Annotated in this window: 23 protein-coding genes; 15 read left to right on the forward strand and 8 right to left on the reverse strand. The window is 73.3% G+C overall.

The window, feature by feature from the left end:
- Positions 1 to 84 precede the first annotated feature (84 nt).
- The 3 genes from ABT288_RS05330 (at position 85) to ABT288_RS05340 (ending at position 3,190) form a co-directional block, all read left to right on the forward strand.
- Positions 85 to 1,611: an aromatic amino acid ammonia-lyase gene (locus ABT288_RS05330; RefSeq protein ID WP_351602978.1), complete on the forward strand. Its 1,527-nt coding sequence runs from the start codon at positions 85 to 87 to the stop codon at positions 1,609 to 1,611.
- Positions 1,608 to 2,513, forward strand: a complete 906-nt coding sequence (locus ABT288_RS05335; RefSeq protein WP_351602980.1) for a MurR/RpiR family transcriptional regulator — start codon at positions 1,608 to 1,610, stop codon at positions 2,511 to 2,513. Before ABT288_RS05330 ends, ABT288_RS05335 begins: the two co-directional genes overlap by 4 nt.
- A 92-nt stretch (positions 2,514 to 2,605) precedes the next feature.
- Positions 2,606 to 3,190 (forward strand): hypothetical protein, encoded by a 585-nt coding sequence (locus ABT288_RS05340; RefSeq protein WP_351602981.1) that lies wholly within the window; start codon positions 2,606 to 2,608, stop codon positions 3,188 to 3,190.
- Here ABT288_RS05340 and ABT288_RS05345 read toward each other — a convergent pair.
- The 5 genes from ABT288_RS05345 to ABT288_RS05365 form a co-directional block, all read right to left on the reverse strand.
- Positions 3,187 to 3,561 (reverse strand): roadblock/LC7 domain-containing protein, encoded by a 375-nt coding sequence (locus ABT288_RS05345; protein ID WP_351602982.1) that lies wholly within the window; start codon positions 3,559 to 3,561, stop codon positions 3,187 to 3,189. The genes ABT288_RS05340 and ABT288_RS05345 overlap by 4 nt on opposite strands.
- 20 nt (positions 3,562 to 3,581) lie before the next feature.
- The gene (locus ABT288_RS05350; protein ID WP_351602984.1) at positions 3,582 to 4,103 is read right to left on the reverse strand and encodes a roadblock/LC7 domain-containing protein; all 522 of its coding nucleotides are present in this window, start codon (positions 4,101 to 4,103) and stop codon (positions 3,582 to 3,584) included.
- A gap of 31 nt (positions 4,104 to 4,134) precedes the next feature.
- Complete coding sequence (locus ABT288_RS05355; protein WP_351602985.1) at positions 4,135 to 4,938, reverse strand: transcriptional regulator; 804 nt, start codon at positions 4,936 to 4,938, stop codon at positions 4,135 to 4,137.
- A complete protein-coding gene (locus ABT288_RS05360) occupies positions 4,935 to 5,321 on the reverse strand; it encodes a hypothetical protein (protein ID WP_351602987.1) in 387 nt (128 codons plus the stop codon). Before ABT288_RS05360 ends, ABT288_RS05355 begins: the two co-directional genes overlap by 4 nt.
- Positions 5,322 to 5,500: 179 nt before the next feature.
- Entirely contained in the window at positions 5,501 to 6,907 is a 1,407-nt protein-coding gene (locus tag ABT288_RS05365; protein WP_351602989.1) for a type III PLP-dependent enzyme domain-containing protein, read from the reverse strand.
- A 143-nt stretch (positions 6,908 to 7,050) separates the two neighbouring features.
- Here ABT288_RS05365 and hutU point away from each other — a divergent pair, with 143 nt between their 5' ends.
- The 4 genes from hutU to hutI are packed head-to-tail and all read left to right on the forward strand — an operon-like array spanning position 7,051 to position 12,474.
- On the forward strand, positions 7,051 to 8,715 hold the full coding sequence (gene hutU / locus ABT288_RS05370; RefSeq protein WP_351602991.1) for a urocanate hydratase: 1,665 nt from the start codon (positions 7,051 to 7,053) through the stop codon (positions 8,713 to 8,715).
- The gene (locus ABT288_RS05375; RefSeq protein ID WP_351602992.1) at positions 8,712 to 9,929 is read left to right on the forward strand and encodes an allantoate amidohydrolase; all 1,218 of its coding nucleotides are present in this window, start codon (positions 8,712 to 8,714) and stop codon (positions 9,927 to 9,929) included. The genes hutU and ABT288_RS05375 overlap by 4 nt, the downstream gene beginning before the upstream one ends.
- Positions 9,920 to 11,278: a formimidoylglutamate deiminase gene (locus ABT288_RS05380; protein WP_351603094.1), complete on the forward strand. Its 1,359-nt coding sequence runs from the start codon at positions 9,920 to 9,922 to the stop codon at positions 11,276 to 11,278. The genes ABT288_RS05375 and ABT288_RS05380 overlap by 10 nt, the downstream gene beginning before the upstream one ends.
- Before the next feature lie 20 nt (positions 11,279 to 11,298).
- Positions 11,299 to 12,474 carry an imidazolonepropionase gene (gene hutI / locus ABT288_RS05385; protein ID WP_351602993.1) on the forward strand — a complete coding sequence of 392 codons (1,176 nt, stop codon included), beginning with the start codon at positions 11,299 to 11,301 and terminating at the stop codon, positions 12,472 to 12,474.
- 30 nt (positions 12,475 to 12,504) lie between these two features.
- Here the strand turns inward: hutI and ABT288_RS05390 are convergent, their stop codons facing one another.
- Both ABT288_RS05390 and ABT288_RS05395 read right to left on the reverse strand, forming a co-directional pair.
- Positions 12,505 to 14,088, reverse strand: a complete 1,584-nt coding sequence (locus ABT288_RS05390; RefSeq protein ID WP_351602994.1) for an RICIN domain-containing protein — start codon at positions 14,086 to 14,088, stop codon at positions 12,505 to 12,507.
- Between the two features lie 312 nt (positions 14,089 to 14,400).
- Positions 14,401 to 15,297 (reverse strand): RNA polymerase sigma factor SigF, encoded by an 897-nt coding sequence (locus ABT288_RS05395; RefSeq protein ID WP_351602996.1) that lies wholly within the window; start codon positions 15,295 to 15,297, stop codon positions 14,401 to 14,403.
- Positions 15,298 to 15,543: 246 nt separating this feature from the next.
- On the opposite strand from ABT288_RS05395, the gene ABT288_RS05400 reads away from it, so the two are divergent.
- From ABT288_RS05400 to ABT288_RS05430, 7 genes are all read left to right on the forward strand, one after another.
- Positions 15,544 to 15,921 (forward strand): STAS domain-containing protein, encoded by a 378-nt coding sequence (locus ABT288_RS05400; RefSeq protein ID WP_351602998.1) that lies wholly within the window; start codon positions 15,544 to 15,546, stop codon positions 15,919 to 15,921.
- Positions 15,922 to 16,278: 357 nt separating this feature from the next.
- Entirely contained in the window at positions 16,279 to 16,848 is a 570-nt protein-coding gene (locus ABT288_RS05405) for an ATP-binding protein (RefSeq protein ID WP_351603096.1), read from the forward strand.
- A gap of 371 nt (positions 16,849 to 17,219) precedes the next feature.
- On the forward strand, positions 17,220 to 18,503 hold the full coding sequence (serS, locus tag ABT288_RS05410) for a serine--tRNA ligase (protein ID WP_351603000.1): 1,284 nt from the start codon (positions 17,220 to 17,222) through the stop codon (positions 18,501 to 18,503).
- Between the two features lie 178 nt (positions 18,504 to 18,681).
- Complete coding sequence (locus ABT288_RS05415) at positions 18,682 to 19,356, forward strand: LPXTG cell wall anchor domain-containing protein (RefSeq protein ID WP_351603002.1); 675 nt, start codon at positions 18,682 to 18,684, stop codon at positions 19,354 to 19,356.
- An 83-nt stretch (positions 19,357 to 19,439) separates the two neighbouring features.
- Entirely contained in the window at positions 19,440 to 20,405 is a 966-nt protein-coding gene (locus ABT288_RS05420) for a COG1470 family protein (protein WP_351603004.1), read from the forward strand.
- A gap of 32 nt (positions 20,406 to 20,437) precedes the next feature.
- Positions 20,438 to 21,493 (forward strand): hypothetical protein, encoded by a 1,056-nt coding sequence (locus ABT288_RS05425; protein ID WP_502972726.1) that lies wholly within the window; start codon positions 20,438 to 20,440, stop codon positions 21,491 to 21,493.
- On the forward strand, positions 21,490 to 22,767 hold the full coding sequence (locus tag ABT288_RS05430) for a hypothetical protein (RefSeq protein WP_351603008.1): 1,278 nt from the start codon (positions 21,490 to 21,492) through the stop codon (positions 22,765 to 22,767). The genes ABT288_RS05425 and ABT288_RS05430 overlap by 4 nt, the downstream gene beginning before the upstream one ends.
- Before the next feature lie 90 nt (positions 22,768 to 22,857).
- On the opposite strand, the gene ABT288_RS05435 is transcribed toward ABT288_RS05430, so the two are convergent.
- A complete protein-coding gene (locus ABT288_RS05435) occupies positions 22,858 to 24,363 on the reverse strand; it encodes a peptide MFS transporter (protein ID WP_351603010.1) in 1,506 nt (501 codons plus the stop codon).
- 516 nt (positions 24,364 to 24,879) lie between these two features.
- Here ABT288_RS05435 and ABT288_RS05440 point away from each other — a divergent pair.
- Positions 24,880 to 25,557, forward strand: a complete 678-nt coding sequence (locus ABT288_RS05440; protein WP_020940464.1) for a response regulator transcription factor — start codon at positions 24,880 to 24,882, stop codon at positions 25,555 to 25,557.
- The last annotated feature ends 19 nt before the right edge of the window (positions 25,558 to 25,576 follow it).

The following is a 25,576-nucleotide window of genomic DNA, read 5'->3' on the forward strand; positions in this document are numbered from 1 at the left end:
TGCAGAGTTCTTGGTGTGTGAATAGCTCGTCGACGTGAGGTAAGGGCGAGAACAGGTGTCCGGGTCGAGGGGAGTCTGGGCTTGATGTCGTCTCGCATCGTGGACGCACCGGTGTCCGTGCCGTCCCTGCCGTCCGGGCGGTCCGCGCCCGTGGTCCTGGACGGGGCCGGGCTCGGCGTCGAGGACGTCGTGCGGCTCGCCGACGGCGCCGCGCGTCCCGTCCCCGAGGCCGACGCGCTGCGGCGCGCGGAGCACTCCTGGAACGCCGCCCGGCAGATCGCCGCCACCGGGCGCGTCTACGGCCGCTCCACCGGCGTGGGCGCCAACCGGAACGAGGACGTGCCCACCGAGGCCGCCGCCGGCCACGGCCTGCGCCTGCTGCGCAGCCACGCCGGCGCCATCGGCGAGGAGCTCCCCGCCCGCCAGGTGCGCGCCATGCTCGCCGTCCGTGCCAACCAGCTGCTGGCCGGCGGCGCGGGCCTCAGGCCCGGCGTGGTCACCGCCCTGTGCGAGGCCCTGGAGAGCGGCGCGTACCCGGTCGTCAACGAGTTCGGCTCCGTCGGCACCGGCGACATAGCCGCCCTCGCCCAGGTTGGGCTCGCGCTCGCCGGGGAACACCCCTGGCGCGGCGCCGGCGGCCCCGCCGCCCAACCCCTAGACAACAACGACGCCCTCGCCCTGATCAGCAGCAACGCCCTCACCCTCGGCCAGTCCGCGCTGGCCCTGCACGAGCTGCGTGGGCTCGTCGGCGCCACCCAGGTCGTCGCGGCCCTGTCCCTCATCGCCGTCGACGGCTCCCACGAGGCGTACGCCGCCCCCGTGCACGCCGCCCGCCCGCACCGGGGCAGCACCGAGGTGGCCCGGCGGATGCGGGAGCTGATCGGTGCCGCCGACCGGCCGACCCCGCCGCTCGGCCGGATCCAGGACCCCTACGGCTTCCGCTGCCTGCCCCAGATCCACGGCCCGGCGCACGACGCGGCCGACGCCCTGGAGCAGGTGCTGACCGTGGAGATCAACGCGGCCGCCGAGAACCCGCTCATCGCCCCCGAGGACCAGGCCGCCTACCACCACGGCGGCTTCTACCAGGCCCAACTGGCCCTCGCCCTCGACCACTTCAGGCTCGCACTGACCCAGGTGGCCCGGCTGTCCACCTCCCGCCTGTCCACGCTCAACGAGCCCGCCTACACGCGGCTGCGCCCCTTCCTCGCCGACCACGAGCCGGCCTCCTCCGGCGTGATGATCCTGGAGTACGCGGCCGGAGCGGCCCTCGGCGATCTGCGGGCCTTCTCCGCGCCCGCCTCGCTCGGCCACGCTGTACTCTCCCGGGGCGTCGAGGAACAGGCCAGCTTCGCCTCGCTCGCCGCGCGGCAGACCCTGCGCGCGTGCGCTGCGTATCGTCTGGTGGTCGGCTGCGAGCTCGTCGCCGCCGTCCGTGCGCTGCGCCAGCGCGACCTGCGGCCCGACCCGGGGCTGCCGGCCGGCCGGGCGTTCGCGCTCGCCGAGTCGGTCCTGGACGCCGATCCGGCCGACCGGCCGCTCACGGACGACGTGACGGAGGCGGCCGCACTGCTCGACCGGTTCACGGACATCTGGAGGGGGAGCACGTCATGAGCGTGGACAGGAGTGCTGACGCGACGGAGAGTGTCCCGTCCGGTACGGCCCCCGGTGTCCCCGGTGTCACGGACAGCCCCGCGAACCGGCTCCAGGCGCTGTTCGAGGGCCACCGGCTCACGCCGACCCAGCGCCGGATCGCGCACAGCATGGTCCGGCGGGCCGCCGACGTGCCCTTCCTGTCCAGCGTGGAGCTCGCCGAACTGGCCGGGGTCAGCCAGCCGTCGGTCACCCGGTTCGCCGTGGCGCTCGGCTTCGACGGCTATCCGGCGCTGCGCAAGCACCTGCGCGAGGTCGTCCCCGCCGAACCGGCCGCCGAGGCGGGCGCCTTCAACGAGTACCAGCAGGCCGTCGAGGCCGAGATCGAGAACCTCAGGCACCTCGCCGACCTGCTCGCCGACCCGCGCCCGGTGCAGCGGGCCGGGCGGATCCTGGCCGCCTCCCGCCCGCTGCCCGTGCTCGGCCTGCGCGCCGCCGCCTCCCAGGCGTACGGCTTCGCCTACTTCGCCGCCAAGGTCCACCCGGACGTCCGGCTGCTCAACGAGGGCGGCACCATGATCCAGGACCGTATCGACGCGGCCGTCCGCGCGGGCGCCTCCGCGCTGCTGTGCTTCGCGCTGCCCCGGCATCCGCGCGAGGTCGTCGACACCCTCGCCTACGCCAAGGACGTCGGCCTGACGACGGTCACGGTCGCCGACTCCGCGTTCGCGCCGGTCGCCAAGTACTCCGACCTGCTGCTGCCCGCAGCCGTCGGCACGGGGCTCGCCTTCGACACCGCGTGCGCGCCGATGCTGCTCGGACGGGTGCTGCTGGAGGCGCTCTGCGACGACCTGCCCGAGGCGCAGGCCCGGCTGGAGGAGTTCGACGCCACGGCGGCGTCCCGCGGGCTCTTCGTCGAATAGGCCTGCGCGCTCTCAGATTCGTCTCACGTTCGCCCGCTAGCTTCCCCCCAAGACTCAAAACGCTTTGCGGACACGTGACACGGGAGGCTGACGTGGCGCGCGGAGGACAGGGGCTGGCCCGGGTGGCCGTCGTCGTACGGGCGGGGGCCGCACCGCTGTGGTGGTTCGGGGTGTTCGCCGCGGGGGTCGGGGTGCTGCCGTCCGGGCTGACCGGGCGCCGGACCGGGGTGCTCGCCGGGGCGGCGCTGTTCCTCGTCGGCGCGGCGGTCGTGGCACTGGTGCGGCGGGGCCGGTACGGCGCCCTCGCCCGGGGCGCGGCCCGCGCGGGCAAGTACGACGTGCTGCAGGACCGGGCGGTGACCGTGCGCAACTGGCGCCGGGGCCACCGCTGGTGGCTGCTGGCGGCCTTCGCCGTGGCGCTCGGCTCGGCCTTCGCGGTGCCCGCGGCCGGCGGCATGCTGCTGGCCGGGCTCGGCGCCGGGCTGCGGCTGAAGGCCGCCTGGATCGGGCGCCGCGAACGCGCCGAGGACACGCTGCTGTGGGTGCGTGTGGACTGGCTCGACCGGCGCGGCGGCAGCCCGGCGGGCAAGGCCGTCAAGGGCCTGCGCGGTACGGGCATCGCGGCCGGCGACGCGGCCCCGGGCGGGGCCCGCCGCCGCACCGGCGCACTGGTCTAGACCTCGAGCTCCGATTCGATCTTCTTGAGCTGGTGCCGCGCCATCGCCAGGTTGGCCCGGCCGGCGTCCAGGACCAGGTACAGGAACAGGCCGTTGCCGCCGCGGCCCTTGAGCAGGCGGATCATGTGGTACTGGTCGGACAGCGTGATCAGGATGTCCTCGATCTCGCCCTTGAGGCCCAGCATCTCCATCGCGCGCATCTTGGCGCGGACCACGTCGGTGTTGCCCGCGGCGGCCACGTTCAGGTCGAAGGTCTTGCTGCCGCCGATCGTGCCCAGCGCCATCCCGCTGGTGTAGTCGACGAGCGCGACCCCGGTGGCGCCCTCGATGGAGGTGAGGGCTTCCTTCAGCGCGGTCTCGGTGTTGGCCATGGTGGATCCTCTCTGACGGTTCAACTGTCGGTTGCGGTGCGCGCGTCGGCGCTCGTGGGGCGGGGCGTGCGGGGTGTGCGGGTCGTGCGGGTACGGGCCGGGGGTGCGGTGCCGGCGGCGCCCAGCGGCCGTCCGCGCCGGCCGGCCTCCCGGGCGGCGGCGTCGGCGGCGTCGAGCAGCTCCCCGATGCGGGCTCCGGCGCGGCGGCCCTCCAGATGCAGCCGGCCGACGTTGACCCGGCCCTCGGCGAGCAGGGTGAGTACGGCGGTGCGGCCGGCCGCGTAGGTGGCGACATAGCCGTGCTCGCCGCGCACCAGCAGCTCCCGGAAGCCGCCGTTGCCGGTGGCGTCGGCGACCCGTACGGCGACGCCGAGTGCAGCGGCGGTGAGGGCCGCCAGGCCCTCCGGGTCGACACCGGGCGCGTCGTGGGCGACGACGAGACCGTCGACGCCGGCCGCCAGGGCGCCGGTGAGCTGCGGCACCCGGTTGCGCAGCCGGTGCAGTTCGTCCACGACGGCCTCGAGGTCCTCCTCGGACGCCATCAGCTCTCTCCTCTCGGCGGGGCGGTGCCGTTCAAAGTGCCTCCAGCGCATCCCTGAGCCTCTTCAGCAGCGCGATGTCGGGGTCGGTGACCGGGGGTGGGGGCGGCGGTGCGGGCGCTGCCGGCCGGGGTGCGACATGGCCGGCGGCCACGAGCCGGCGTACGTCGACCAGCGTGTGGAAGGCCTGCCGGCCCAGGTTCCGGGCGATCCCGGGGGCCGTGCGGACGCCGTCCACGCGGTCCAGGACCGCCCGCTGCCGGGGCGTGACCGGCGCGGCGGCGGTGCGTGCTCCCGCCGGGTCCGCACGGATCAGCGGGGCGCTGTCGGCAGCCGGGTCGGGCCACAGCCGGTGCAGCAGCAGCCGGCGGCGCAGCGTCTCGCGTTCCAGGGCGACGACCGGGACCGAGGGCAGCGGGCCGGTCCGGGGCGCGCTGTCGTAGCGGAAGCGGCCCGGGGCGCTGCTCGGGGCCAGCGCGAAGTACCCGGCGTCGTAGAGGGCGTCCAGATGGCACAGCTCCAGCGCGCCCGCGGGCAACAGCCCGGAGTCCAGCAGGAGTTCGGCGGCGTGCAGCGGGCCGGAGGTCCGGTCTGCGGCCCGCTGCCAGGCGGTGGCGGCGAGGGTGCCGTGGGCCGTGAGGAGCACGTCGAGACCGGGGGCGAAGGGGCTCTCGGCGTGCACCACCCGGCCCTCGGCGAGGTACAGGGTGCCGTGCTCGCGGACCAGGACGCCGGTGGCCCGCTCCTCGGCGAGCCGGGTCAGCATCGGTGACAGCGCCCGCGTGGCCGACTTGTCCCGCACCGGCAGCGGGGGCGGAGGTATCTGCACCATGGTCATCCCAGCACCAGCCGGGCCGCCATCTCGCCGAGCCGGATCCGGGCGAGCGCGAGGTTGCCCTCCTCGCGGTCGAGCCACAGGTGCAGGAAGACGCTGCTGTCGAAGGACGTGTCCACGAATCTCAGCAGGTGGTAGCTGTCGCGGTTGCTGACGATCACGTCCTCGACGGGTGGGTGCCCGTCGTCGGTCCGGGCCGCGAAGGCGCCGTGCTCGGCGGCCATCCGGGCCAGTTCGGCGGCCTCGGCGGCGGTCGTCTCGTGGTCGCCGCCGGGCGCCTCGCCGACCGTGCCGAGGGCCAGTCCGCTCGTCCAGTCCACCAGTGCCGCTCCCCGGGCACCGGGCAATCGCATCGCTTCCAGCAGGCACTCGTCGATTCCGGGCACCGGTGGCTCCCCTCCCGCCTGGTTCTCCGGCTGAGTGACAGCGACACTACGCACCGTGCGCGGGGAAGGTGGAGCCTTTGGCATTTTCCGGTGGAACATGCGTCCGGCGTACTAGTGTGGGTCAACTGGCCACTGTGCCAGGAGAGTTGATCCATTTGTTCGAGGGCGCCGGGGGTGCGTCAACGGCTTCCCGGGGTCCCCAGGGTGGTGAGCGCGTCCGGGTGCGCCCCGCCGGACTCCGCCACCACCTCCGCGATGGTCTGCGGCTCCCGTACGGTCGCGAAGGCGACGCCCGCCGAGCCGTCCGGTGCGAAGCCGTAAATGCCCGGCCGGACAAGGGAGTTGTAGGCGTAGTGGTGGGCGAAGTAGTACGCGCCCGTGTCGAGCGCGGCCGCGTAGTCGCCCTGCTCCAGCAGCGGCAGCGCGCGCCCCTCCGCCAGCAGGTCGCCCGAGAAGCAGGCCGGCCCGGCCACGTCCTGCACCACCTCCGGTCCCGGCTTCGGCCGCCCCTTGGCGTCGTAGGCGGCGATCCGCAGCGGCCACGCCTCCGGCGCGTACACGGTCCGCGTCGCCACCTGCACGCCGGCGTGCGTCACCGCGATCCGCCGCCCGCCCGCGCTCTTGGCGTACTCCACCCGGGCCACCACCGTCCCGTGCTTGGCCAGCAGTGACCGGCCGAACTCGGTCACCAGCCCGTACCGCCCGTCGAACAGCCCCGGGACCCGCTCGGCCAGCAACCGGGCGTAGTGCGCGTAGGAGGGTGCCGTCGCCTCGGCCGAGAAGTTCACCGGCAGTCCGCCGCCGATGTCGAGGGTGTCGATCTGCCGCCGCCCCGCCCGCTCGTTGATCTCCTCCGCGAGCGCGTACGTCTCCGCCACGCCCCGCGCCAGCAGTGCCACAGGGATGCCCTGCGAGCCGGTGTGCGCGTGCAGCCGGGTCAGCCACGGCCGGTCCAGATACGCGCGTACGACCCACTCGCGCGCCCCCTCGTCGCGCAGTGCCACCCCGAACTTGGAGGTCGCCGTCGCCGTCGAGGTCGCCCCGATCGTGCCGCCGCCGACCTGCGGGTTCACCCGGATGCCCAGCGGGGAGCCGGTGGGTGCGGACCGCACCAGGGCGTCCAGGCGGTCCAGCTCCTGCGGGTTGTCGGCGTTCACCGCGATGCCCAGCGCCAGTGCCTCGCGCAGCTCCGCCGGGGTCTTGGCGGGCGAGTCCAGCACGGTCCGGGCCGTCGGCACCCCGGCCGCCCGCGCCAGCGCCAGCTCGCCCGGGCTCGCCACCTCCGCGCCGATGCCCGCCTCGTGCAGCAGCCGCAGTACGGGCACCAGCGGGGTCGCCTTCACCGCGAAGGCGTGCAGCACCGGTGTCCCGGGCGGCACGACCGCGTCGAACGCCGCCCGCAGGGCCGCCGCGGACTCCCGGATCCCGGTCACGTCCAGCAGCCCGGCCACGGCCGCGTCCGGCCCCAGTAGCCCCTGCTCCACGGCGGCCCGCACCGCCTCGTCCCGCCGCGCGGCGCGCTTCAGGGCCTCCCTTCCGAGGTCCCGCTCCACTTCGAGGTCCCGCTCCACGGCCTCTCCCCTCATGTCCCCTCGTGTCCCCGCGTGTCCGTCTCGCGTACATCCAGCCAAACACCGAGGGCGTGCGGGCGGGGTCGCCCCGATGTATTGACTAGTTCTATTCAGAGCGACAGGATGTGAATAGACATGGCAACAGGAGGAGGCAGACGATGTCGGGACCCCGCCCCGTACGAGCACCGCGCGGCACGGAACTGAGCGCCCTGGGATGGCAGCAGGAAGCCGCCCTGCGCATGCTGCAGAACAATCTCGACCCGGAGGTCGCGGAGCACCCCGACAAGCTCGTCGTCTACGGCGGCACCGGCAAGGCCGCCCGTGACTGGCGCTCCTTCGACGCCATGGTCCGCACCCTGAAGACCCTCAAGCAGGACGAGACCATGCTGGTCCAGTCCGGCCGCCCGGTCGGCGTGATGCAGACCCACGAGTGGGCCCCGCGCGTCCTCATCGCCAACTCCAACCTGGTCGGCGACTGGGCCAACTGGGAGGAGTTCCGCCGCCTGGAGGCCCTCGGCCTGACCATGTACGGCCAGATGACCGCCGGCTCCTGGATCTACATCGGCACCCAGGGCATCCTCCAGGGCACCTATGAGACCTTCGCCGCCGTCGCCGCGAAGAAGTTCGAGGGCACCCTCGCCGGGACCATCACCCTGACCGCCGGCCTCGGCGGCATGGGCGGCGCCCAGCCCCTCGCCGTGACGATGAACGACGGCGTCGCGATCTGCATCGACTGCGACCCGCGCGCCATCGAGCGCCGCATCGAGCACCGGTACCTGGACGTCAGGGCCGACTCCCTCGACCACGCGCTCCAGCTGGCGGTGGAGGCCCGCGACCAGCGCAAGCCGCTGTCCATCGGCGTCCTCGGCAACGCGGCCGAGCTGGTCCCGCAGCTGCTCGCGATGAACGCCCCCATCGACATCGTCACCGACCAGACCTCCGCCCACGACCCGCTGTCCTACCTGCCGGTGGGTGTGGCCTTCGAGGACATGGCGTCCGAGGCGGCGAAGGACCCGGCGGGCTTCACCACCCGGGCCCGCGAGTCCATGGCGAAGCACGTGGAGGCCATGGTCGGCTTCATGGACGCCGGCGCCGAGGTCTTCGACTACGGCAACTCCATCCGCGGCGAGGCCCAACTGGCCGGCTACGCCCGGGCGTTCGCCTTCCCCGGCTTCGTCCCCGCCTACATCCGGCCGCTGTTCTGCGAGGGGAAGGGCCCCTTCCGCTGGGCGGCCCTGTCCGGTGACCCCGCCGACATCGCCAAGACCGACAAGGCGATCCTGGAGCTGTTCCCGGAGAACGAGTCCCTGGCCCGCTGGATCAAGATGGCCGGCGAGCGCGTCCACTTCCAGGGTCTGCCCGCGCGCATCTGCTGGCTCGGCTACGGCGAGCGCGACAAGGCCGGCGAGCGCTTCAACGACATGGTGGCCTCCGGCGAGCTCGCCGCTCCGCTGGCGATCGGCCGCGACCACCTGGACTGCGGCTCGGTGGCCTCGCCGTACCGCGAGACCGAGGCCATGCTCGACGGGTCCGACGCGATCGCCGACTGGCCGCTGCTGAACGCCATGGTGAACGTGGCCTCCGGCGCGTCGTGGGTGTCCATCCACCACGGTGGCGGCGTGGGCATGGGCCGGTCCATTCACGCCGGGCAGGTGACCGTGGCCGACGGCACGAAGCTGGGTGGCGAGAAGATTCGCCGGGTGCTGACGAACGACCCGGGCATGGGTGTCATCCGGCACGTGGACGCGGGGTACGACATCGCGGAGTCGGTGGCCGGGGAGCGCGGTGTCCGGGTGCCCATGCGCGAGGGTGACGACGCGTGAGTTTCCACAGCATGTGGGCGGAGCTGCTGCCGATCGGCCGCAGCTCCGCCTCCGGCGGCTACCGGCGCTACGCCTGGACCGGTGCCGATGCCGACTGCCGGGCCTGGTTCAAGGAGCAGGCCGGGGCGCGCGGGCTGACGTACGAGGTGGACCGGAACGGCAACCAGTGGGCCTGGCTCGGTGACCCCGCTGCCGGGGACGCCGTCGTCACCGGCTCCCACCTGGACTCCGTACCCGACGGTGGTGCCTTCGACGGCCCTCTCGGTGTGGTGTCCTCCTTCGCGGCCCTCGACGAGCTGCGGAGCAGGAACCTGCGGTTCGCGAAGCCCCTGGCCGTCGTCAACTTCGGTGACGAGGAAGGCGCCCGGTTCGGGCTCGCCTGTGTCGGCTCGCGGCTCACCGCCGGACAGCTGAGCGCCGAGCAGGCCCACCGGCTCACCGACGCCGACGGGATCAGCCTCCCGCAGGCCATGGAGGCCGCCGGGTACGACCCCGAGGACATCGGGGCCGACCCGGAGCGGCTGGCCCGGATCGGCGCCTTCGTCGAGCTGCACGTCGAGCAGGGGCGTGCGCTGGACCTGTCCGGCGACCGGGTCGGCATCGCCAGTGCCATCTGGCCGCACGGCCGCTGGAGGTTCGACTTCCGGGGCGAGGCCAACCACGCCGGCACCACCCGGCTGGCCGACCGCCACGACCCGATGCTGTCCTACGCCGAGACCGTGCTCGCCGCCCGCCGCGAGGCCGAACTCGCCGGTGCCGTCGCCACCTTCGGCAAGATCGCCGTGGAGCCCAACGGGGTCAACGCGATCCCCTCCCTCGTGCGCGGCTGGCTCGACTCCCGCGCCGCCGACCAGGACACCCTGGACACCGTGGTGGGCGGGATCGAGAAGGCCGCCCGGGAGTACGCGGACGCCCACGGCATCGACCTGGACGTGGTCCGGGAGTCCTTCACCCCGGTCGTCGAGTTCGACCACGCCCTGCGCGACGAACTCGCCCGCATCCTGGGCAAGGACACCGGCCTGAAGGTGCCCGTCCTCGGGACCGGGGCGGGACACGACGCCGGAATCCTCTCCGGCAGCATTCCGACCGCCATGCTGTTCGTGCGCAACCCCACCGGTGTCTCGCACTCCCCGGCCGAGTTCGCCGCCGAGGACGACTGCGTGGCCGGGGTGCGCGCGCTCGCCGACGTACTGGAAGGGCTGGCCTGCAGGTGACCAAGCGGACCTACTGGTTGGAGCACGCCTGGCTCGGCACGAACGTCGAGCCGGGCGTGGCCCTCGACACCGAGGACGGCCGGATCAGTGCCGTCCGCACCGGGACGCCCGCTCCGCCGCCCGGCGCCGAGGTGCTGCGCGGGCTCACCCTGCCGGGGCTCGCCAACGCCCACAGCCACGCCTTCCACCGGGCGCTGCGCGGCACCGTCCAGGTCGGCTCCGGCACCTTCTGGACCTGGCGCGAGGTGATGTACTCCGTCGCCGACCACCTGACCCCGGACACCTACCACGCCCTGGCGCGCGCGGTGTACGCCGAGATGGCCCTGGCCGGCGTCACCTGCGTCGGCGAGTTCCACTACGTGCACCACGCGCCCGGCGGCACCTCCTACGCCGACCCCAACGCCATGGGGGAGGCGCTGGTCGCCGCCGCCGCCGAGGCCGGGATCCGGATCACCCTCCTCGACACCTGTTACCTGTCCTCCGCCATCGTGAACAAGCACAGTGGCGAGCCGCCCAACCCCCACCAGCTGCGGTTCTCCGACGGCAGCGCGGAGGCCTGGGCCGAACGCTGTGCAGTTCTCAAGGAGCGGGATCACGCGCGGATCGGGGCGGCGATTCACTCCGTACGGGCCGTGCCGGCAGGGCAGTTGGCGACCGTGGCGGGGTGGGCCGAGCAGCGGCGGGCCCCGCTGCACGTGCACCTGTCGGAGCAGACCGCCGAGAACGACGCCTGCCTCGCCGCGCACGGCTGCACGCCCACCCGGCTGCTCGCCGACCACGGCGTCCTCGGGCCGCGCACCACCGGTGTGCACAACACCCATCTCACCGACGAGGACATCGCCCTGCTCGGCGGCTCGGGCACCGGTACCTGCATGTGCCCGACGACCGAGCGGGACCTGGCCGACGGCATCGGCCCGGCCGTCGCCCTGCAGCGGGCCGGCTCCCCGCTCTCCCTCGGCTCCGACAGCCACGCCGTCATCGACCTGCTCGAAGAGGCGCGCGCGATGGAGCTGAACGAGCGGCTGCGCACCCGCACCCGGGGGCACTGGACGGCGGCCGCCCTGCTGCGGGCCGCCACCGCCGACGGCCATGCCGCCCTCGGCTGGGACGAGGCCGGCACCCTCGAACCCGGCGCGCTCGCCGACTTCACGACGATCGCCCTGGACTCGGTCAGGACAGCGGGCCCGCTGCCCAGGCTGGGCGCCGAGACGGCCGTATTCGCCGCGACGGCAGCGGACGTACGGCATACGGTCGTCGGCGGTCGGCATGTCGTACGGGACGGGGCGCACACGCTCGTCCCCGATGTGCCACAGGCCCTCGCGCGGGCAGTCGAAGCCCTCCGCTCCTGACCACCACCCACGAGGACACCATGAGCAGCAGCACCGTCATCACCAACATCGCCACGCTGGTCACCAACGACCCCTCCCTCGGTGACGGCTCCCCCCTCGGCCTGATCCAGGACGCGGCCGTCGTCATCGAAGGCGACACCGTCGCGTGGACCGGTGAATCCAGCAAAGCACCCGCCACTGACAATCGGGTCGACGCGGGCGGCCGGGCGGTGCTGCCGGGCTTCGTGGACTCCCACTCGCACCTGGTCTTCGCCGGAGACCGCACGCAGGAGTTCAACGCCCGCATGTCCGGCCGCTCCTACACGGCGGGCGGCATCCGCACCACCGTCGCGGCCACCCGGGCGGCGAGCGACGCGGAACTGGAGGCCAACCTCACCCGTTACCTCGACGAGGCTCTGCGCCAGGGCACGACGACGTTCGAGACCAAGTCGGGCTACGGCCTGACCGTCGAGGACGAGTACCGCGCGCTGCGCCTCGCGGCCCGGCACACCGACGAGGTGACGTACCTCGGCGCGCACGTCGTCCCGCCCGACTACGCCGAGGACCCGGCGGCCTATGTCGCCCTGGTCACCGGCGAGATGCTGGACGCCTGCGCGCCGCACGCCCGCTGGATCGACGTGTTCTGCGAGAAGGGCGCCTTCGACGGCGACCAGGCCCGCGCGATCCTCACCGCGGGCAAGGCCAAGGGCCTCCACCCCCGCATCCACGCCAACCAGCTCTCCTACGGCCCCGGCGTCCAGCTGGCCGTAGAACTGGACGCGGCCAGTGCCGACCACTGCACCCACCTCACGGACGCGGACGTGGACGCCCTGGCGAACGGCAGCACCGTGGCCACCCTGCTCCCCGGCGCCGAGTTCTCCACCCGCGCCGAGTGGCCGGACGCCCGCCGCCTGCTGGACGCGGGCGTGACGGTGGCCCTGTCCACGGACTGCAACCCGGGCTCGTCCTTCACCTCCTCGGTCCCCTTCTGCATCGCCCTGGCCGTGCGCGACATGCGGATGACCCCGGACGAGGCGGTCTGGTCGGCCACGGCGGGCGGCGCGGCGGCCCTGCGCCGCACCGACATCGGCCGCCTCGCCCCCGGCGCCCGTGCCGACCTCACCCTCCTGGACGCCCCCAGCCACGTCCACCTCGCCTACCGGCCGGGCGTGCCCCTGGTCAGCGGGGTGTGGCGGCGCGGAGCTCGGGTGGTCTGAGCGGGGATCGCCTGTGGGCGGCGGCCCGGTTCACCGCGCCCCCGCCCGCCACCGCTGCTCCGCGCTGTCGTCCAGGGGCTGCAGGGACACGCCGTATCCGCCGTCCGGGGTCACCGCCGTCTCGATGGCGATGTCCGGGCGGATCGTGCCGTCGGGGTCGATGGTGAAGCGGAGGTTGTCGCCGTTGCCGCCGTAGACCGAGTCGCAGGTCCAGATGCCCAGGCCGCGGTCGGTCGAGCCCCGGCTGTCCAGGCAGAAGGTGTCGTCGGCTCCGGAGCGCAGTACGCCCAGATAGGTGTCGAACCTCCAGCGCTGGGTGTCGGCGGAGGAGCAGGGGGCCGTGATGACGTCGTTGCCCTGCGACAGATCGCCGTCGCGGATGTCCAGGCAGCGGCCCGTCGCCAGGTTCACCACCTGGGCGAAGAGGGTGCCGGGCGGTGCGAACGACGGCGTCGGCGTGGCGGTGGGCTTCCGGGTGCGCGGCGGGTGCGTGGCCGGGCGGGACGGACTCGGCGTGGGGGAAGAGGACCCGGCGGAGGGGGAGCTCGTGGGGGAGGGCGACGGGGACGGGGTGACGGAGACCGTGGCCGTCACCGTCACCGGTGGCGGCGTGGGCGTCGCGGCCGTCGGCTGCTGGTCGTCGGTGTGGGCCGGGGTGAGGGCGAACACCAGGAGCGGGGTCAGGGCCACGCCCAGGGCCGCCGAGGCCAGCAGGAGGCGCCTCCGGGGCGGCCAGGACGGACGTACGGCGGCGGGGCCGGGGGCGGCCGGGGGCTCCCCGGCGCGTATGTAGGCCGTTCCGCTCCACGGCAGCAGGCCCTCCGCCAGGGTCTGCCGGGGCGCGTCCCGCAGGGCCCGCAGATCCTCGAAGGCGGCCGTGCAGTGCGGGCAGCGGGCCATGTGGGCGTCCAGGTCGGGGCTGCGGCGCGGGCCGTCCGGCCGTACCGCCTCCTCGATCAGCCGGCGGAAGTCGGCGCAGCGCGGGTCGTCGGAGGCGGCGAGCCGGTCGCGGAGGCAGGCCTGGGCCAGGGCCTTGAGGGCCTGCGGGGTGCCGTAAGCCACGTCGACGCCGCTCAGGCCGAGGAAGGCGGCGGTGCTGGCCTGCGGCTCCGCCTCCAGCACGCCGTACCAGATCAGGCCCTGGATACGGGAGGGCAGCGAGCGGAACGCCGGGAGCAGGGGCGGGGTGGGGCCCTCGGGCAGGCCGGAGGCGTTCAGCACGAGCAGCAGCCCGGGGTCCACGCCGGCGGAGCGCTCGTCGCGCGCCCAGCCGGCCGCCAGCCGTGCGGCGAGCAGCAGCAGCCGGTGGCGCAGCGGTACGGCCGGGTCGACACCGCGGGCCGTCTCGCGGGCCGCCGTGGTGAACACCTCGGCCGCCAGCCGGCGGGCGGCGGACTCGCCCGCGGCGCACAGCCGGGCGTAGGCCAGGACCGCCGGGTGGTGCCGGCGGCGCAGTTCCTGCAGGGCGGGGTACGCCGTCGCCGTGGGGGAGCGGAGCAGTTCGGCCAGCCGGGCGTCCGGCGCGGCCTCGTACTCACCGCCGGTCCCGGTGACGCCCGGACCGGTGCCACCCGCCTCGGTTCCGCCCGCTCCGGCCCCGTCCCCCTCAGCCATGTGTCCAGCCTCCTCGTACCACCGGGAACCGCGCCGTTGCGGTCCCGGGCCTGACATACCGGCCAGTAGCCAGTTCGGGGGGCCATAGTGGTCGAGGGGGACGGCCGGGGAAAGAGGTTTCCGCGGGTAACAGCATAACGGTTGGGATCACGGGGGCAGTTGGCCCGAAGGGGTGCCAGGAATCCGGTGTGGCGGGCGGATTCGTGGATACCCGCGCCAACCGGAGGGGTGGGCCCGGCGACGGGAACGCCGCGGCGGCCCGGCACGGGTGGCCGGACCGCCGTCAAGGCGTCACCGCAGCGGACGCGGAGGTCACTCCTCGACCGTCAGACCCTTGCGCAGCCGTACCAGGGTCCGGGACAGCAGCCGGGACACGTGCATCTGGGAGATGCCGAGTTCCTCGCCGATCTCCGACTGGGTCATGTTCGCCACGAACCGCAGGGCGAGGATCTTCCGGTCCCGTTGCGGGAGTTCGGCGATGAGCGGCTTGAGGGACTCGACGTACTCGATGCCCTCCAGGCCGTGGTCCTCGTACCCTATGCGGTCCGCGAGCGCCCCCTCCGTCTCGTCCTCCTCCGGCTGGGCGTCCAGCGAGGAGGCGGTGTAGGCGTTCGAGGCGGCCATGCCCTCGACGACCTCGTCGTTGGAGATGCCGAGCTTCTCGGCCAGCTCCGGGACGGTCGGGGCCCGGTCCAGCCGCTGGGCCAGCTCGTCCCCGGCCTTGGCCAGGTCCAGGCGCAGCTCCTGCAGCCTGCGCGGAACGCGCACGGACCACGAGGTGTCGCGGAAGAAACGCTTGATCTCGCCGATGATCGTCGGCATCGCGAAGGTGGGGAATTCCACTCCGCGGGCGAGTTCGAAGCGGTCGATCGCCTTGATCAGGCCGATGGTGCCGACCTGGATGATGTCCTCCATCGGCTCGCTGCGGGAGCGGAAGCGGGAGGCGGCGAACTTGACGAGCGCGAGGTTGAGCTCGACGAGGGTGTTGCGGACGTACGCATACTCGTGCGTCCCCTCCTCCAGCGACTCCAGGCGCTCGAACAGGGTCTTGGACAGGGCCCGCGCGTCGACCGGGCCGATCTCGTCGTACGGGGGGATCTCCGGGAGTCCCTCGAAGGGGTCGAGGGGGTCGATGGGATGATCCAGTTGTTCCGGTGGGGGTGTCGACGTCGCGATCGGGGTATGCGATGCGTCGAGCCGGGGTGACATGGTGTCCTCCATCGTTCTCGGCATATGGCTGCCGATGCCAATACGTGCACTGCGGTGTGCGGCGCCTCCAAAGCCGGCGTGTAGCGAAAGATGTTCCTACTAGCCCTACCCGTTCGACGGAGGCGATCGCAAGTGCGTTCTGTTGTGATATGTCCACTTCCGTGAGGTTCTTCGGGTGCCGGAGTGCACATGGAGGGCGTAATGTTCGAGAGCAGTCAGCGTCCACGACCTCGGGAGAGAGACGGCATGGACCACGGGACGGTCGGCAGCGCACAGTCGGGCCGGCTTCTGGTGGAGGTGCGGGAAGAGGGCTCCAGCGCCGTTGTGACACCGGCGGGTGAGCTCGATCACCACACCGCCGATCTTCTGCGCGAACCCCTCGACGACCTCCTGGCCAAGGGCTTCTCACGCCTCGTCGTGGACTGCACGCGCCTGGAGTTCTGCGACTCCACGGGGCTGAACGTCCTGCTCGGCGCCCGGCTGAAGGCGGAGGCCGCCGGTGGCGGGGTCCATCTGGCGGGGATGCAGCCGGTGGTCGCCCGGGTGTTCGAGATCACCGGGGCCGAGGCGGTCTTCACCGTGCACGACTCCGTGGAGGCGGCCCTGGCCGACGGCGGCGACTGAGTCCGCCGTCCCGCCCTCCCGCATGCCTCCGGACCCGGGCGCCGCGCCCGCGCCCGGCAACGCCGAAAACGGGGGTGTTGTGCCGGATCGGCCGGGCAGGAGAGGGCAGGAGGAGGCGGGGCACACCCTGACGAGCGCCGGTCCCGGACCGCCCCGGCACCGGCGAAAACGACTGGACGGGACATACGTGCGACGGACGGAGGGGCGAGCGGGACACCCCGCGCGGACAGCGGCCGGACGACGTACGGACGGTGGCCGTACGAGGTACGGACCACGGGCGGACGACGTACGGACCGGCCTGCACGGAGCAGTGCCGGCCCTTTGGACCATGAACTGGTGAATCGGTGAGGTGAAGCGCTGATGACCACCCGGCCTTACTCGCCGGGCGACCGCGGCCCGGAGCCCAGCGGCGCTTCCGGGGCGTCCGAGGAGGGTGCGCCGACGGCAGACGCGCCCACGGGGGCAGCCGCGCCGTCCGTGCCGCCCGGGCCCGCCGGCGGCACTCAGGGCATCGGCGGGCCGCAGGTCCGCAGGATCGGCCTGCAGGGCGAGAGCGGGGTCGTCCCGCTCGCCCGCGACTTCGCCCGTCAGGCGCTGTACGCATGGGGCTGGCTGCCCGCCGCCGGCGCCGACCAGCGGGCCGCGGCCGAGGATGTGCTGCTCGTCGTCTCCGAACTGGTCACCAACGCCTGCCTGCACGCCGAGGGCCCCGACGAGCTGCTCCTGGCCTGCGACAACAAGGTGATCCGGATCGAGGTCTCCGACCGCGGCACCGGCCAGCCCGCCCCCCGCACCCCCCATCGCGCCGGCCGCCCCGGCGGCCACGGCATGTTCATCGTGCAGCGGCTCTGCCTGGACTGGGGAGTCGTCCGCACCGCGGGCCGCCCGGGCAAGACGGTGTGGGCGGAGCTGGGCGCTCCGGCGTAGGCCGTCGGTCTCCGGTCGTTCCGTGCCCGGCGCGTGGAAATTCGGTTTTCGCCGGGTACGGCACTCCCTACGCTGGGCGCAACGCGCTGACGGAGACAAGTAGCCCGGGACCCAGCGAGCCGAGAGAGCCGCCAGCCGCTGTGAAGGCGGCCTCGCACCCCGGCGTGAATCCCCTCCCGAGTGCGGGGAGGAACGGACCGCCGCGCCACGACGGCCCCCATGCCCCGCCGGCCGGCCCCCGTCATCGGGCCCGAAGAGGCCGTCGTACGACGGCGAAGGCGTGGTGGCACCGCGAGCACCCTCTCGCCCACGCCCCGAGGGAACCGACCCGGGGCGGACCGTGCCGCCCCGCCGACCAGTTGGGCAGCACCATGCTTGACGTCACCCTCATCCGGCAGCACCCCCGACGCGTCCGCGAAGGCCTCGCCAAACGCGGCCTGGACGTGGACCTCGACGCCTTCCTCGCCCTCGACGAACGGCTGCGCGAGGCCCGCACGGCCCTGGAGCGGCTGCGCGGCGAGCGACGCCGCGTCTCGGCGGACATCGCGGCCCGCCGCCGGGCCGGCACACCGGCGGACGAACTCCTCGACACGGCCGCGGAACTGGCCGACCGGGTCACGGAGGCCACCGTCGCGCACGGCCGGCTGGACGCCGAACACCGCGCGTTCCTCGACGGCCTGCCGAACCTCCCCGACCCGGACGTGCCCGCGGGCGGCAAGGAACACAACGAGGTCGTCCGCACCGAGGGCACCCGCCCGGAGTTCGGCTTCCCGCCCCGCGACCACGTGCGGCTCACCGAGGACCTCGGGCTGGTCGACCACCGGCGCGGCGCCGCGCTCGCCGGCAGCGGGAACTGGGTCTACCGGGGCGAGGGCGCCGCGCTGGAGTGGGCCCTGCTCAACCACTTCCTGGACAGCCACCGCCGGGCGGGCTACACCTTCGTGCTGCCGCCCCACCTGCTCACCTGGGAGGCCGGTTACACCGCGGGCCAGTTCCCGAAGTTCGCCGACGACGTCTTCGTCACGGACCGCGGGGCCGACGGCCGCCCCGAGCGGTTCCTGCTGCCCACCGCCGAGACCGCGCTCGCCGCCCTGCACCACGGCGAGACCCTCGACGAGCGCGAGCTGCCGCTCAAGTACGTGGCCTACACGCCCTGTTACCGCAAGGAGGCGGGCGCCCACCGCACCGCCGAGCGCGGCACCCTGCGCGGTCACCAGTTCAACAAGGTCGAGATGTTCCAGCTCACCCGGCCCGCCGACGCGGACGCGGCCCAGCGGGAACTCCTCGGCCGGGCGGAGGAGCTGGTGGCCGGTCTCGGCCTGCACTACCGGGTCACCCGGCTCGCCGCCGGGGACACCAGCGCCGCGCAGGCCAGGACGTACGACGTCGAGGTGTGGCTGCCCAGCCTGGGCACCTACGCCGAGGTCAGCTCGGTGTCGAACGCCCGCGACTACCAGGCCCGGCGGGGCGGCATCCGGTACCGCCCGGCGGGCGGCGGCAAGGCCGGGTACGTCCACACCCTCAACGCCTCGGGCCTGGCCACCAGCCGTCTGGTGCCGGCGCTCCTGGAACAGCACCAGCGGGCCGACGGCACGGTCGCCGTGCCCGAGGTGCTGCGGCGCTGGGGCCTGCCGGAGGTGCTGCGCAGGCCGTAGGACGTCCCGGGCCCACCCTCCACTCCAGCCACGCGTCACACCCGCCGGATCGCCACAACTCCGGCGTGTGATGCGTCTTCCCTCCTCGCGACGCCGGGCGTACCTTGACGGCCAAATCTGATACGCCGTCAGGAACTGCTCGTCCGAACGAATCCGGAACGAATGGGGTGGACCGACCGTGTCGTACCCGAAACGAACCGCCGCGCTCGCGTCCGCCGCGGCCCTGGCCGGCTCGGTGGTGCTGCTGGCCGCGCCGGCGGCCCACGCCGATGTCGTCGACGTCAACTACCGCTGCCAGACCCCGATCGGCGTCAAGAGCGCCGTCTCGCCGATCGACATGACGGGCGTCAGGAGCGGCAGCGGCTACAAGATCACCATGTCCTGGCAGAAGGGCGTCTCCTCCAGCCCCGTCGAGCTGGGCAAGGGCGCGATGACCCCGAGCGCGAGCATCGTGCTGGGCGGCGCCGACAGCGGCACGGTGCCGGTCAGCGGACCGGCCAACGCGGCCGCGATCCCCGCCAACACCCCCATCAGGATCAGCGACCTGAGCGGCACCTACACGCCGAAGAAGACCGGCAAGGTCACCTTCACGCCGGGCACGCTGATCATCAAGGCGCTCGGTACGACGACGACCTGCACGCCGACCAACAGCCCCGAGCCGGGGCTCACGCTGGACGTGACCGCGGCCGGCGGGTCGGGCTCCTCCGGCGGTTCCTCGCCCTCCGGCGGGCAGCTCCCGCAGACGGGCCCCGAGGACAGCGCGATCGCCCTCGGCACACTCGGCGGCACGGTGCTCCTCGCCGGCGCGGCGGGCACGCTCTGGCTGACCCGCCGCCAGACCGTACGCCGCTGAGCCGGACCGACGACCGCTGAAACCCGGACCGATCGCCGAAGCCGAGCCACCGCCGCAACCCAGGCCAACCGCCGGAGCCGCCCATGCCGTCCGCCGCCCGCGCCCTGACCCGCCATCGGTGCTCGCCCCGGACCCGCGCATCGCTTCCGGCGCGCGCCGCTCTGCCCGCGGCCCTGTGCCTGTGCGCCGCATGGGGAGCCGTGGTGGGCGCCGCACCCGGCGCCTTCGCCGCGTCCGCGCAGTGGTCCATCGCGCCGGCGGGCGGCGGCCGTCCGTCCTTCTACGCCGAGGGGCCGCCGGGGACGGTCCTGCAGGACACGGTGTCCGTCACCAATCCCGGGCGGGCGCCCGTCGTCGTACGGCTGTCCGGAACGGGACTGCGCACGGTCTTCGCGGAGAAGGCCGAGGGCGGGATACGCGTCCCGGCCCGCACCCGCGCCGAGGTGCCCTTCACCGTGACCGTGCCGGCCGGGGCCGCGCCCGGCGACCGCTCCGGTGCCGTCGTCGCACGGGACACACGGGGGCGTACGGCGAGCGTCCCGGTCCGGCTGCGCGTCGGTGGCCCGGCGCTCGCCGCGCTGACCGTCGAGCACCTCGCCGTGCACGCCGACCGCATCACGTACGAGCTGGTCAACCGTGGTACGACCGTCCTGGTGCCGAGGCTCGCGGTGCGCGCGGACGGCGTACTCGGCCGGCTCCTGGACCGTGCGCCGCGCACCCTCCCCGTCCACCTGCGCCCCGGCGCCCGCGTGCGGCTCGCCGAGCCCTGGCCCGACCGGCCCGCGCTGGACGCGGTCGACGTACGGCTGACGGTCACGGCCCCGGGCGGAGCCCACGGCACGGCGACCACGTCGGCCCGGTTCGTGCCGTGGCCGACGGTGGCGGGGACGAGCGGTGCGCTGCTGGTGGGGACGGTCGCGGTGCTCGCCGTGCGCAGGCGGCGGAGCCGTACCGCGGCCGGGGGGCCGGTGCCCGAGCGCCCGCGGGGCGCTGTCGTTGCCGAGACCCCCCACCCCCGAGGTGAGTTGACGGAAGGCGCGGTGAAGTGAGCGGGAAGGTGAGGGGCCTGCGGCTGTCGGCCATGGCTGCGGTGCTCGCGCTGCTCATGCTGACGGCCGGCGGTGGCCCGGCGTCCGCCGCGGGCGGACCCGTCGTGACGTTGTCGGCGGCTCAGGCCGGTGCCGGTGGCTCGGTCACCGTCAGGGGCAGCGGCTGGCGGTCGCACACGTTGCTGATGGTGCTGGTGTGTGGGCGGGCCACACCGGCCCGGGGTGTCATCGGCGGCACCAACTCCTGCGCGAACGGCGACGGCCGGGCCGTGACCACCGACGCCCAGGGTGCCTTCGGCCGGGAACTCCCGGTCGCCGAGCCGCCCGTGCCCTGCCCCTGTGTGGTGCACGTGGCCACCGTCACCGGTCCCGGGGCGGAGGCGGACGCCGTCCTGCAGGTCGCCGGGCATCCCGTGGCCCCGCTGCCCGCCGAACAGTCCGGGGGCCGGCTGGCGATTCTCTCCGACACGCGGCTGACCGGGTCGAGCGGACTGCTCACCTGGTTCGGGGCGCCGCCGAGCCGCACCCTCGTCTTCACCGTCGGCAACACCGGCTCCGGCACGGTCAAGGACCCGGTGTTCCAGGTCGGCTCCGCGCACGGCGTCTTCGCCCCGCAGTGGGACGACCGGCAGTGGCACGGCACCCTGGCTCCGGGCGGGAAGGCCGAGGTCAGGCTGCCGGTCGAGCTGTCCGCCGGGGCGCACGGCGACTACACCGTCTCCCTCGAGTACGACGGCAGGGTGCTCGCCGAACAGCCGTGGGGCGTGGGCCGCCCCTGGGGCGTGACGCTCTTCTGGATCCTGCTCTGCCTGGTCGTCCCGGCCGCGCTGTTCCGCATCGGCATGGCCGTGGTGGACCGGCTGCGGCCACGCCGGCCCGGCGCCGCCCGCCGTACCGGCACCCCGCGGCTGCCCCGGCCCGCCCTGCGGCTGCCGCGCTCCCGCACCGGGGATGCGCCCCCCACGAACCCGACCCTGCCGTGGTTCGCCCCGGACTCCGTCCCGGGCGACCCGGCCGGCCGGCTCTCCGCACCGCACACCGACAGCCCGACGAGTCCCACGACTCCCACCACGAAAGGACCGACGTGAGCATCCGAAGGAGAGGTACGGCCGCGGGCGCCGCGCTGGCGCTGAGCGGTGCGGGCGTCCTGCTGGGCCTGGCCGCGAGCCCCGCGCAGGCGGCCGAGGTGTCGTACGCCACCCACTGCGTGCCGCCCGCGGGCATCAGCCCGATCGACGGCACCACGAAGGTCGAGATCACCGCGCCGGCCACGGCGAAGGTCGGCGACACGGTGGACGTCGTGTGGAAGTTCGTCCAGGCCGCGTCCAAGAACCCCGACATCATCGACCTGCCCGCCAACTCGGTCCAGCCGTCCGGGATTCTGAAGGCGGCCGGGGCGCAGGTCGCGGACATCGCGATGCAGGGGCCCCGGCAGAACCCGGCGATCCCCAAGGGCGCCGCCATGGTGCTGTCCGACATGAAGGGCAGCATCAAGCTGACGACGGCCGGCGAGGTGACGCTGACGCCGGACGCGTACACCGTCAACGCGATGTCGACCGACACCAGGTGCACGCCCAAGGAGACCGTGCAGAAGGCGGCGACCATCCAGGTGACGGGGGGCGGTGGCGGCACCTCCAGCCCGACACCGACCCAGTCGACGACCCCCACGCAGTCGGCCACACCGACGAGCACGGCCTCCCCCACGGCGACCGGCGGCAGTGGTGGCCAGACCGACTTCACCGGCAAGGAGGTGCAGATCCCCTACGCCTGCAAGACCCCGATCGGCGACAAGAACGCGACCTCGCCGGTGCAGATCAACGCCAGGAAGAACAACGGGGACTTCGACCTCACCGTGCAGTTCAAGAAGTCGGTGATGAACAGCCCCGCCGACATCCCGAAGGGGTCCGTCAAGCCGTCCATGGAGGTGGTGCTGGGCGGTGCCGACAAGGGCACGGTGCATGTGGAGGGGCCGACGAACGCCAAGGACATCAAGTCCGGCGACCCGATCGAGATCCCCGATCTCACCGGCACCTACAAGCCCGGCGCGAGCGGCACCTCGACGCTGTCCCCGGGCGTCCTCACGGTCAAGGCGCTCGGTACGACCACGACGTGCACGCCGACGAAGACCGAGGTCTCGCTCACCCTGGACACCAGCCGGCAGCCGGGCGGCTCGTCCGGGGGCACGTCGACGTCCGGAGGCACCTCCTCGGCGGGCGGCGGCGGCACCTCCGGCTCCGGCGGCCTCGCCCAGACCGGCGCGAGCGACCACGGCGCCCTGAAGGCCCTCGGCCTGGTGGCGGGCACGGCGATCCTGCTGGGCGGCGCGGTGTTCACGTTCATGCCGAAACGAAGGGCCCGCTGATCCTCCTGACAGGGCTGACCCTCCCGACATGAAAGAGGGCCGCCGCACCCACCGGGGTGCAGCGGCCCTCTCTCGGCCAGGTCCGGACGACTAGTGAACGTCGCCCATCAGCTTGTTGACCTTCTTGCGGTACATCCACACCGCCGCACCGGCGATCACGGCGAGCACGGCCTCCAGGGCGACGAAGCCCATCTTGTCGAGGTTGACGCCGCCGACGGCCGGGTTGGACACCAGCGCGGTGATCGAGTCGCCCGCGGTGACCGCGAGGAACCAGACGCCCATCATCTGCGAGGCGTACTTCTTCGGCGCCATCTTCGTCGTCACCGACAGACCCACCGGCGACAGCGTCAGCTCACCGACTGTCTGCACGAAGTAGATCGCGACCAGCCACATCGCCGCGGCCTTGTGACCACCCTCGGCGATCGACAGCGGGGCGAGGAAGAGGAAGAAGGACGCACCGATCAGCACCAGGCCGGAGGCGAACTTCACGATCGTGCTCGGCTCCTTGCCGCGCCGGTTCAGCCACAGCCACGCCCAGGCGAAGACCGGCGCCAGCGCCATGATCATGACCGGGTTGACCGACTGGTACCAGGAGACCGGGAACGTCCAGCCGGCGATCGAGTTCTTGGCCGAGCTGTCCGCGAAGAGCGACAGGGTCGAGCCGCCCTGGTCGTAGATCATCCAGAAGACGGCGGCGGCGACGAAGAACCAGACGTACGCCGACACCTTCGACTTCTCGCCCGAGTCCAGGTCCTTGTCGCGCAGCATCCGGGCGATGACCAGGATCGGCACGATCAGACCGATGAGGGTGAGCGGGATCAGCGCCCAGTTCAGGGTGAAGTGGCCGGTGCCGCCGACGACGCCGTAGAAGACCGCCGCGATGGCGAGCCAGATCAGGCCCTTGCGCAGGGTGGCGGACTTCTCCGCGGGGGTCAGCGGGGTCGGGACCTCGCTGCTCCTCGGGTTCAGGTGGCGGCCGCCCAGCAGGTACTGGGCCAGACCCAGGGCCATGCCGAGCGCGGCGAGGGCGAAGCCCAGGTGCCAGTTGACGTTCTCACCGACGGTGCCGATGACCAGCGGCGCGGCGAAGGCGCCCAGGTTGATGCCGATGTAGAAGAGGGTGAAGCCACCGTCCCGGCGCGGGTCGTCCGGGCCCTTGTAGAGGTGGCCGACCATCGTGGAGATGTTGGCCTTCAGCAGACCCGAACCGATGGCGACGAGACCCAGGCCGACGAAGAAGCTGGCGGCCACGGGCAGTGCGAGGCACAGGTGGCCGAGCATGATGATGATGCCCGCGACGGCGACCGTCTTGCGGGGGCCGAGGAAGCGGTCCGCGACCCAGCCGCCGGGCAGGGCGAGCAGGTACACGAGCGACACGTACACCGAGTAGATCGCGGTGGCCGTGCCCGCGCTCATGTGCAGGCCGCCCGGGGCCACCAGGTACAGCGGGAGCAGAGCCCTCATGCCGTAGTAGGAGAATCGCTCCCACATCTCGGTCATGAAGAGAGTGGCCAGGCCGCGGGGGTGGCCGAAGAAGGTCTTCTCGGAACCGGGGGTGCCCGGGCGGACCGAGTCCTTCGTCAGGCTGGACGCCATGGTCGTTCCTTGCTGGTCGGGACGCGCGTAGAGCGTTACGCGCCCGGTGGGGGTGCGGCCGGCACCGGCGGGGTCGGTCGTCCGCCCCCAACGCCCGAGGGGAGTCCGCCTCCGGGTCTCGGAAGCGGTGGACGGCGACCACCGGGATCCACGCCCCGTCGCGCGTCGATGCGCTGCGGAGCCCGGCCAGAGGTCATTCCTTTCAAGGCCGACCAAGAGCGATCTTGATCAGCCCGCACACAAAAGAGACCTTCAGCGTCGTCTGCCCGCCGAAGGTCCCCTGGTGTACTACAGGCGTTCAGGTCACTGTAAGGCAGGACACTGCCGGATATGGAAGGACTTGAGACGCGGATCACAGGTGTCGAAGGAACCGCAGGACCGGAATCGAAGGTCTCTCCTACGATCGCATCCCCAGAGCGATGGTTCGTACCAGCGACACGCCGGCGGCGTACGAAGGTAAGAGTTCCTGGAACGATCACACCCCAGCACCGCACGCGGGCGGTCTACCATCACTCCATGACCCGTGTACTGCTCGCCGAGGACGACGCGTCCATCTCGGAGCCGCTGGCCCGCGCCCTGCGCCGGGAAGGTTACGAGGTCGAGGTGCGCGAGGACGGACCCACCGCGCTGGACGCCGGAATGCAGGGCGGCGTCGACCTGGTCGTACTGGACCTGGGCCTGCCGGGCATGGACGGCCTGGAGGTCGCCCGCCGGCTGCGGGCCGACGGCCACACCGTGCCGATCCTCATCCTGACCGCGCGGGCCGACGAGGTGGACACCGTCGTCGGCCTGGACGCGGGCGCCGATGACTACGTCACCAAGCCCTTCCGGCTCGCCGAACTGCTCGCCCGGGTACGGGCCCTGCTGCGGCGCGGTGCCGCCGAGCCGCAGCAGCCGCCGGCCACGCACGGGGTGCGCATCGACGTCGAGTCGCACCGGGCGTGGATGGGCGACGAGGAACTCCAGCTCACCGCCAAGGAGTTCGACCTGCTGCGCGTGCTGGTGCGGGACGCCGGCCGGGTCGTCACCCGCGACCAGCTGATGCGCGAGGTCTGGGACACCACGTGGTGGTCCTCCACCAAGACCCTCGACATGCACATCTCCTGGCTGCGCAAGAAGCTCGGCGACGACGCGGCGAACCCCCGCTACATCGCCACGGTGCGTGGAGTGGGCTTCCGCTTCGAGAAGAGCTGAGGTTCCCCGCGCGGGGGAC

The organism is Streptomyces sp. NPDC001093 (assembly GCF_040298985.1).
Classification (GTDB): domain Bacteria; phylum Actinomycetota; class Actinomycetes; order Streptomycetales; family Streptomycetaceae; genus Streptomyces.

What these genes read in the sequence shown, in the direction of transcription:
- ABT288_RS05435 (WP_351603010.1), bottom strand. Translation starts at nt 24,363, where the DNA reads ATGGCGTCCAGCCTGACGAAGGACTCGGTCCGCCCGGGCACCCCCGGT.
- hutU (WP_351602991.1), top strand. Translation starts at nt 7,051, where the DNA reads ATGTCGGGACCCCGCCCCGTACGAGCACCGCGCGGCACGGAACTGAGC.
- ABT288_RS05395 (WP_351602996.1), bottom strand. Translation starts at nt 15,297, where the DNA reads ATGTCACCCCGGCTCGACGCATCGCATACCCCGATCGCGACGTCGACA.
- ABT288_RS05365 (WP_351602989.1), bottom strand. Translation starts at nt 6,907, where the DNA reads ATGAGGGGAGAGGCCGTGGAGCGGGACCTCGAAGTGGAGCGGGACCTC.
- hutI (WP_351602993.1), top strand. Translation starts at nt 11,299, where the DNA reads ATGAGCAGCAGCACCGTCATCACCAACATCGCCACGCTGGTCACCAAC.
- ABT288_RS05420 (WP_351603004.1), top strand. Translation starts at nt 19,440, where the DNA reads ATGCCGTCCGCCGCCCGCGCCCTGACCCGCCATCGGTGCTCGCCCCGG.
- ABT288_RS05390 (WP_351602994.1), bottom strand. Translation starts at nt 14,088, where the DNA reads ATGGCTGAGGGGGACGGGGCCGGAGCGGGCGGAACCGAGGCGGGTGGC.
- ABT288_RS05440 (WP_020940464.1), top strand. Translation starts at nt 24,880, where the DNA reads ATGACCCGTGTACTGCTCGCCGAGGACGACGCGTCCATCTCGGAGCCG.
- ABT288_RS05425 (WP_502972726.1), top strand. Translation starts at nt 20,438, where the DNA reads ATGGCTGCGGTGCTCGCGCTGCTCATGCTGACGGCCGGCGGTGGCCCG.
- ABT288_RS05330 (WP_351602978.1), top strand. Translation starts at nt 85, where the DNA reads ATGTCGTCTCGCATCGTGGACGCACCGGTGTCCGTGCCGTCCCTGCCG.
- ABT288_RS05355 (WP_351602985.1), bottom strand. Translation starts at nt 4,938, where the DNA reads ATGACCATGGTGCAGATACCTCCGCCCCCGCTGCCGGTGCGGGACAAG.
- ABT288_RS05350 (WP_351602984.1), bottom strand. Translation starts at nt 4,103, where the DNA reads ATGGCGTCCGAGGAGGACCTCGAGGCCGTCGTGGACGAACTGCACCGG.
- ABT288_RS05335 (WP_351602980.1), top strand. Translation starts at nt 1,608, where the DNA reads ATGAGCGTGGACAGGAGTGCTGACGCGACGGAGAGTGTCCCGTCCGGT.
- ABT288_RS05345 (WP_351602982.1), bottom strand. Translation starts at nt 3,561, where the DNA reads ATGGCCAACACCGAGACCGCGCTGAAGGAAGCCCTCACCTCCATCGAG.
- serS (WP_351603000.1), top strand. Translation starts at nt 17,220, where the DNA reads ATGCTTGACGTCACCCTCATCCGGCAGCACCCCCGACGCGTCCGCGAA.
- ABT288_RS05400 (WP_351602998.1), top strand. Translation starts at nt 15,544, where the DNA reads ATGGACCACGGGACGGTCGGCAGCGCACAGTCGGGCCGGCTTCTGGTG.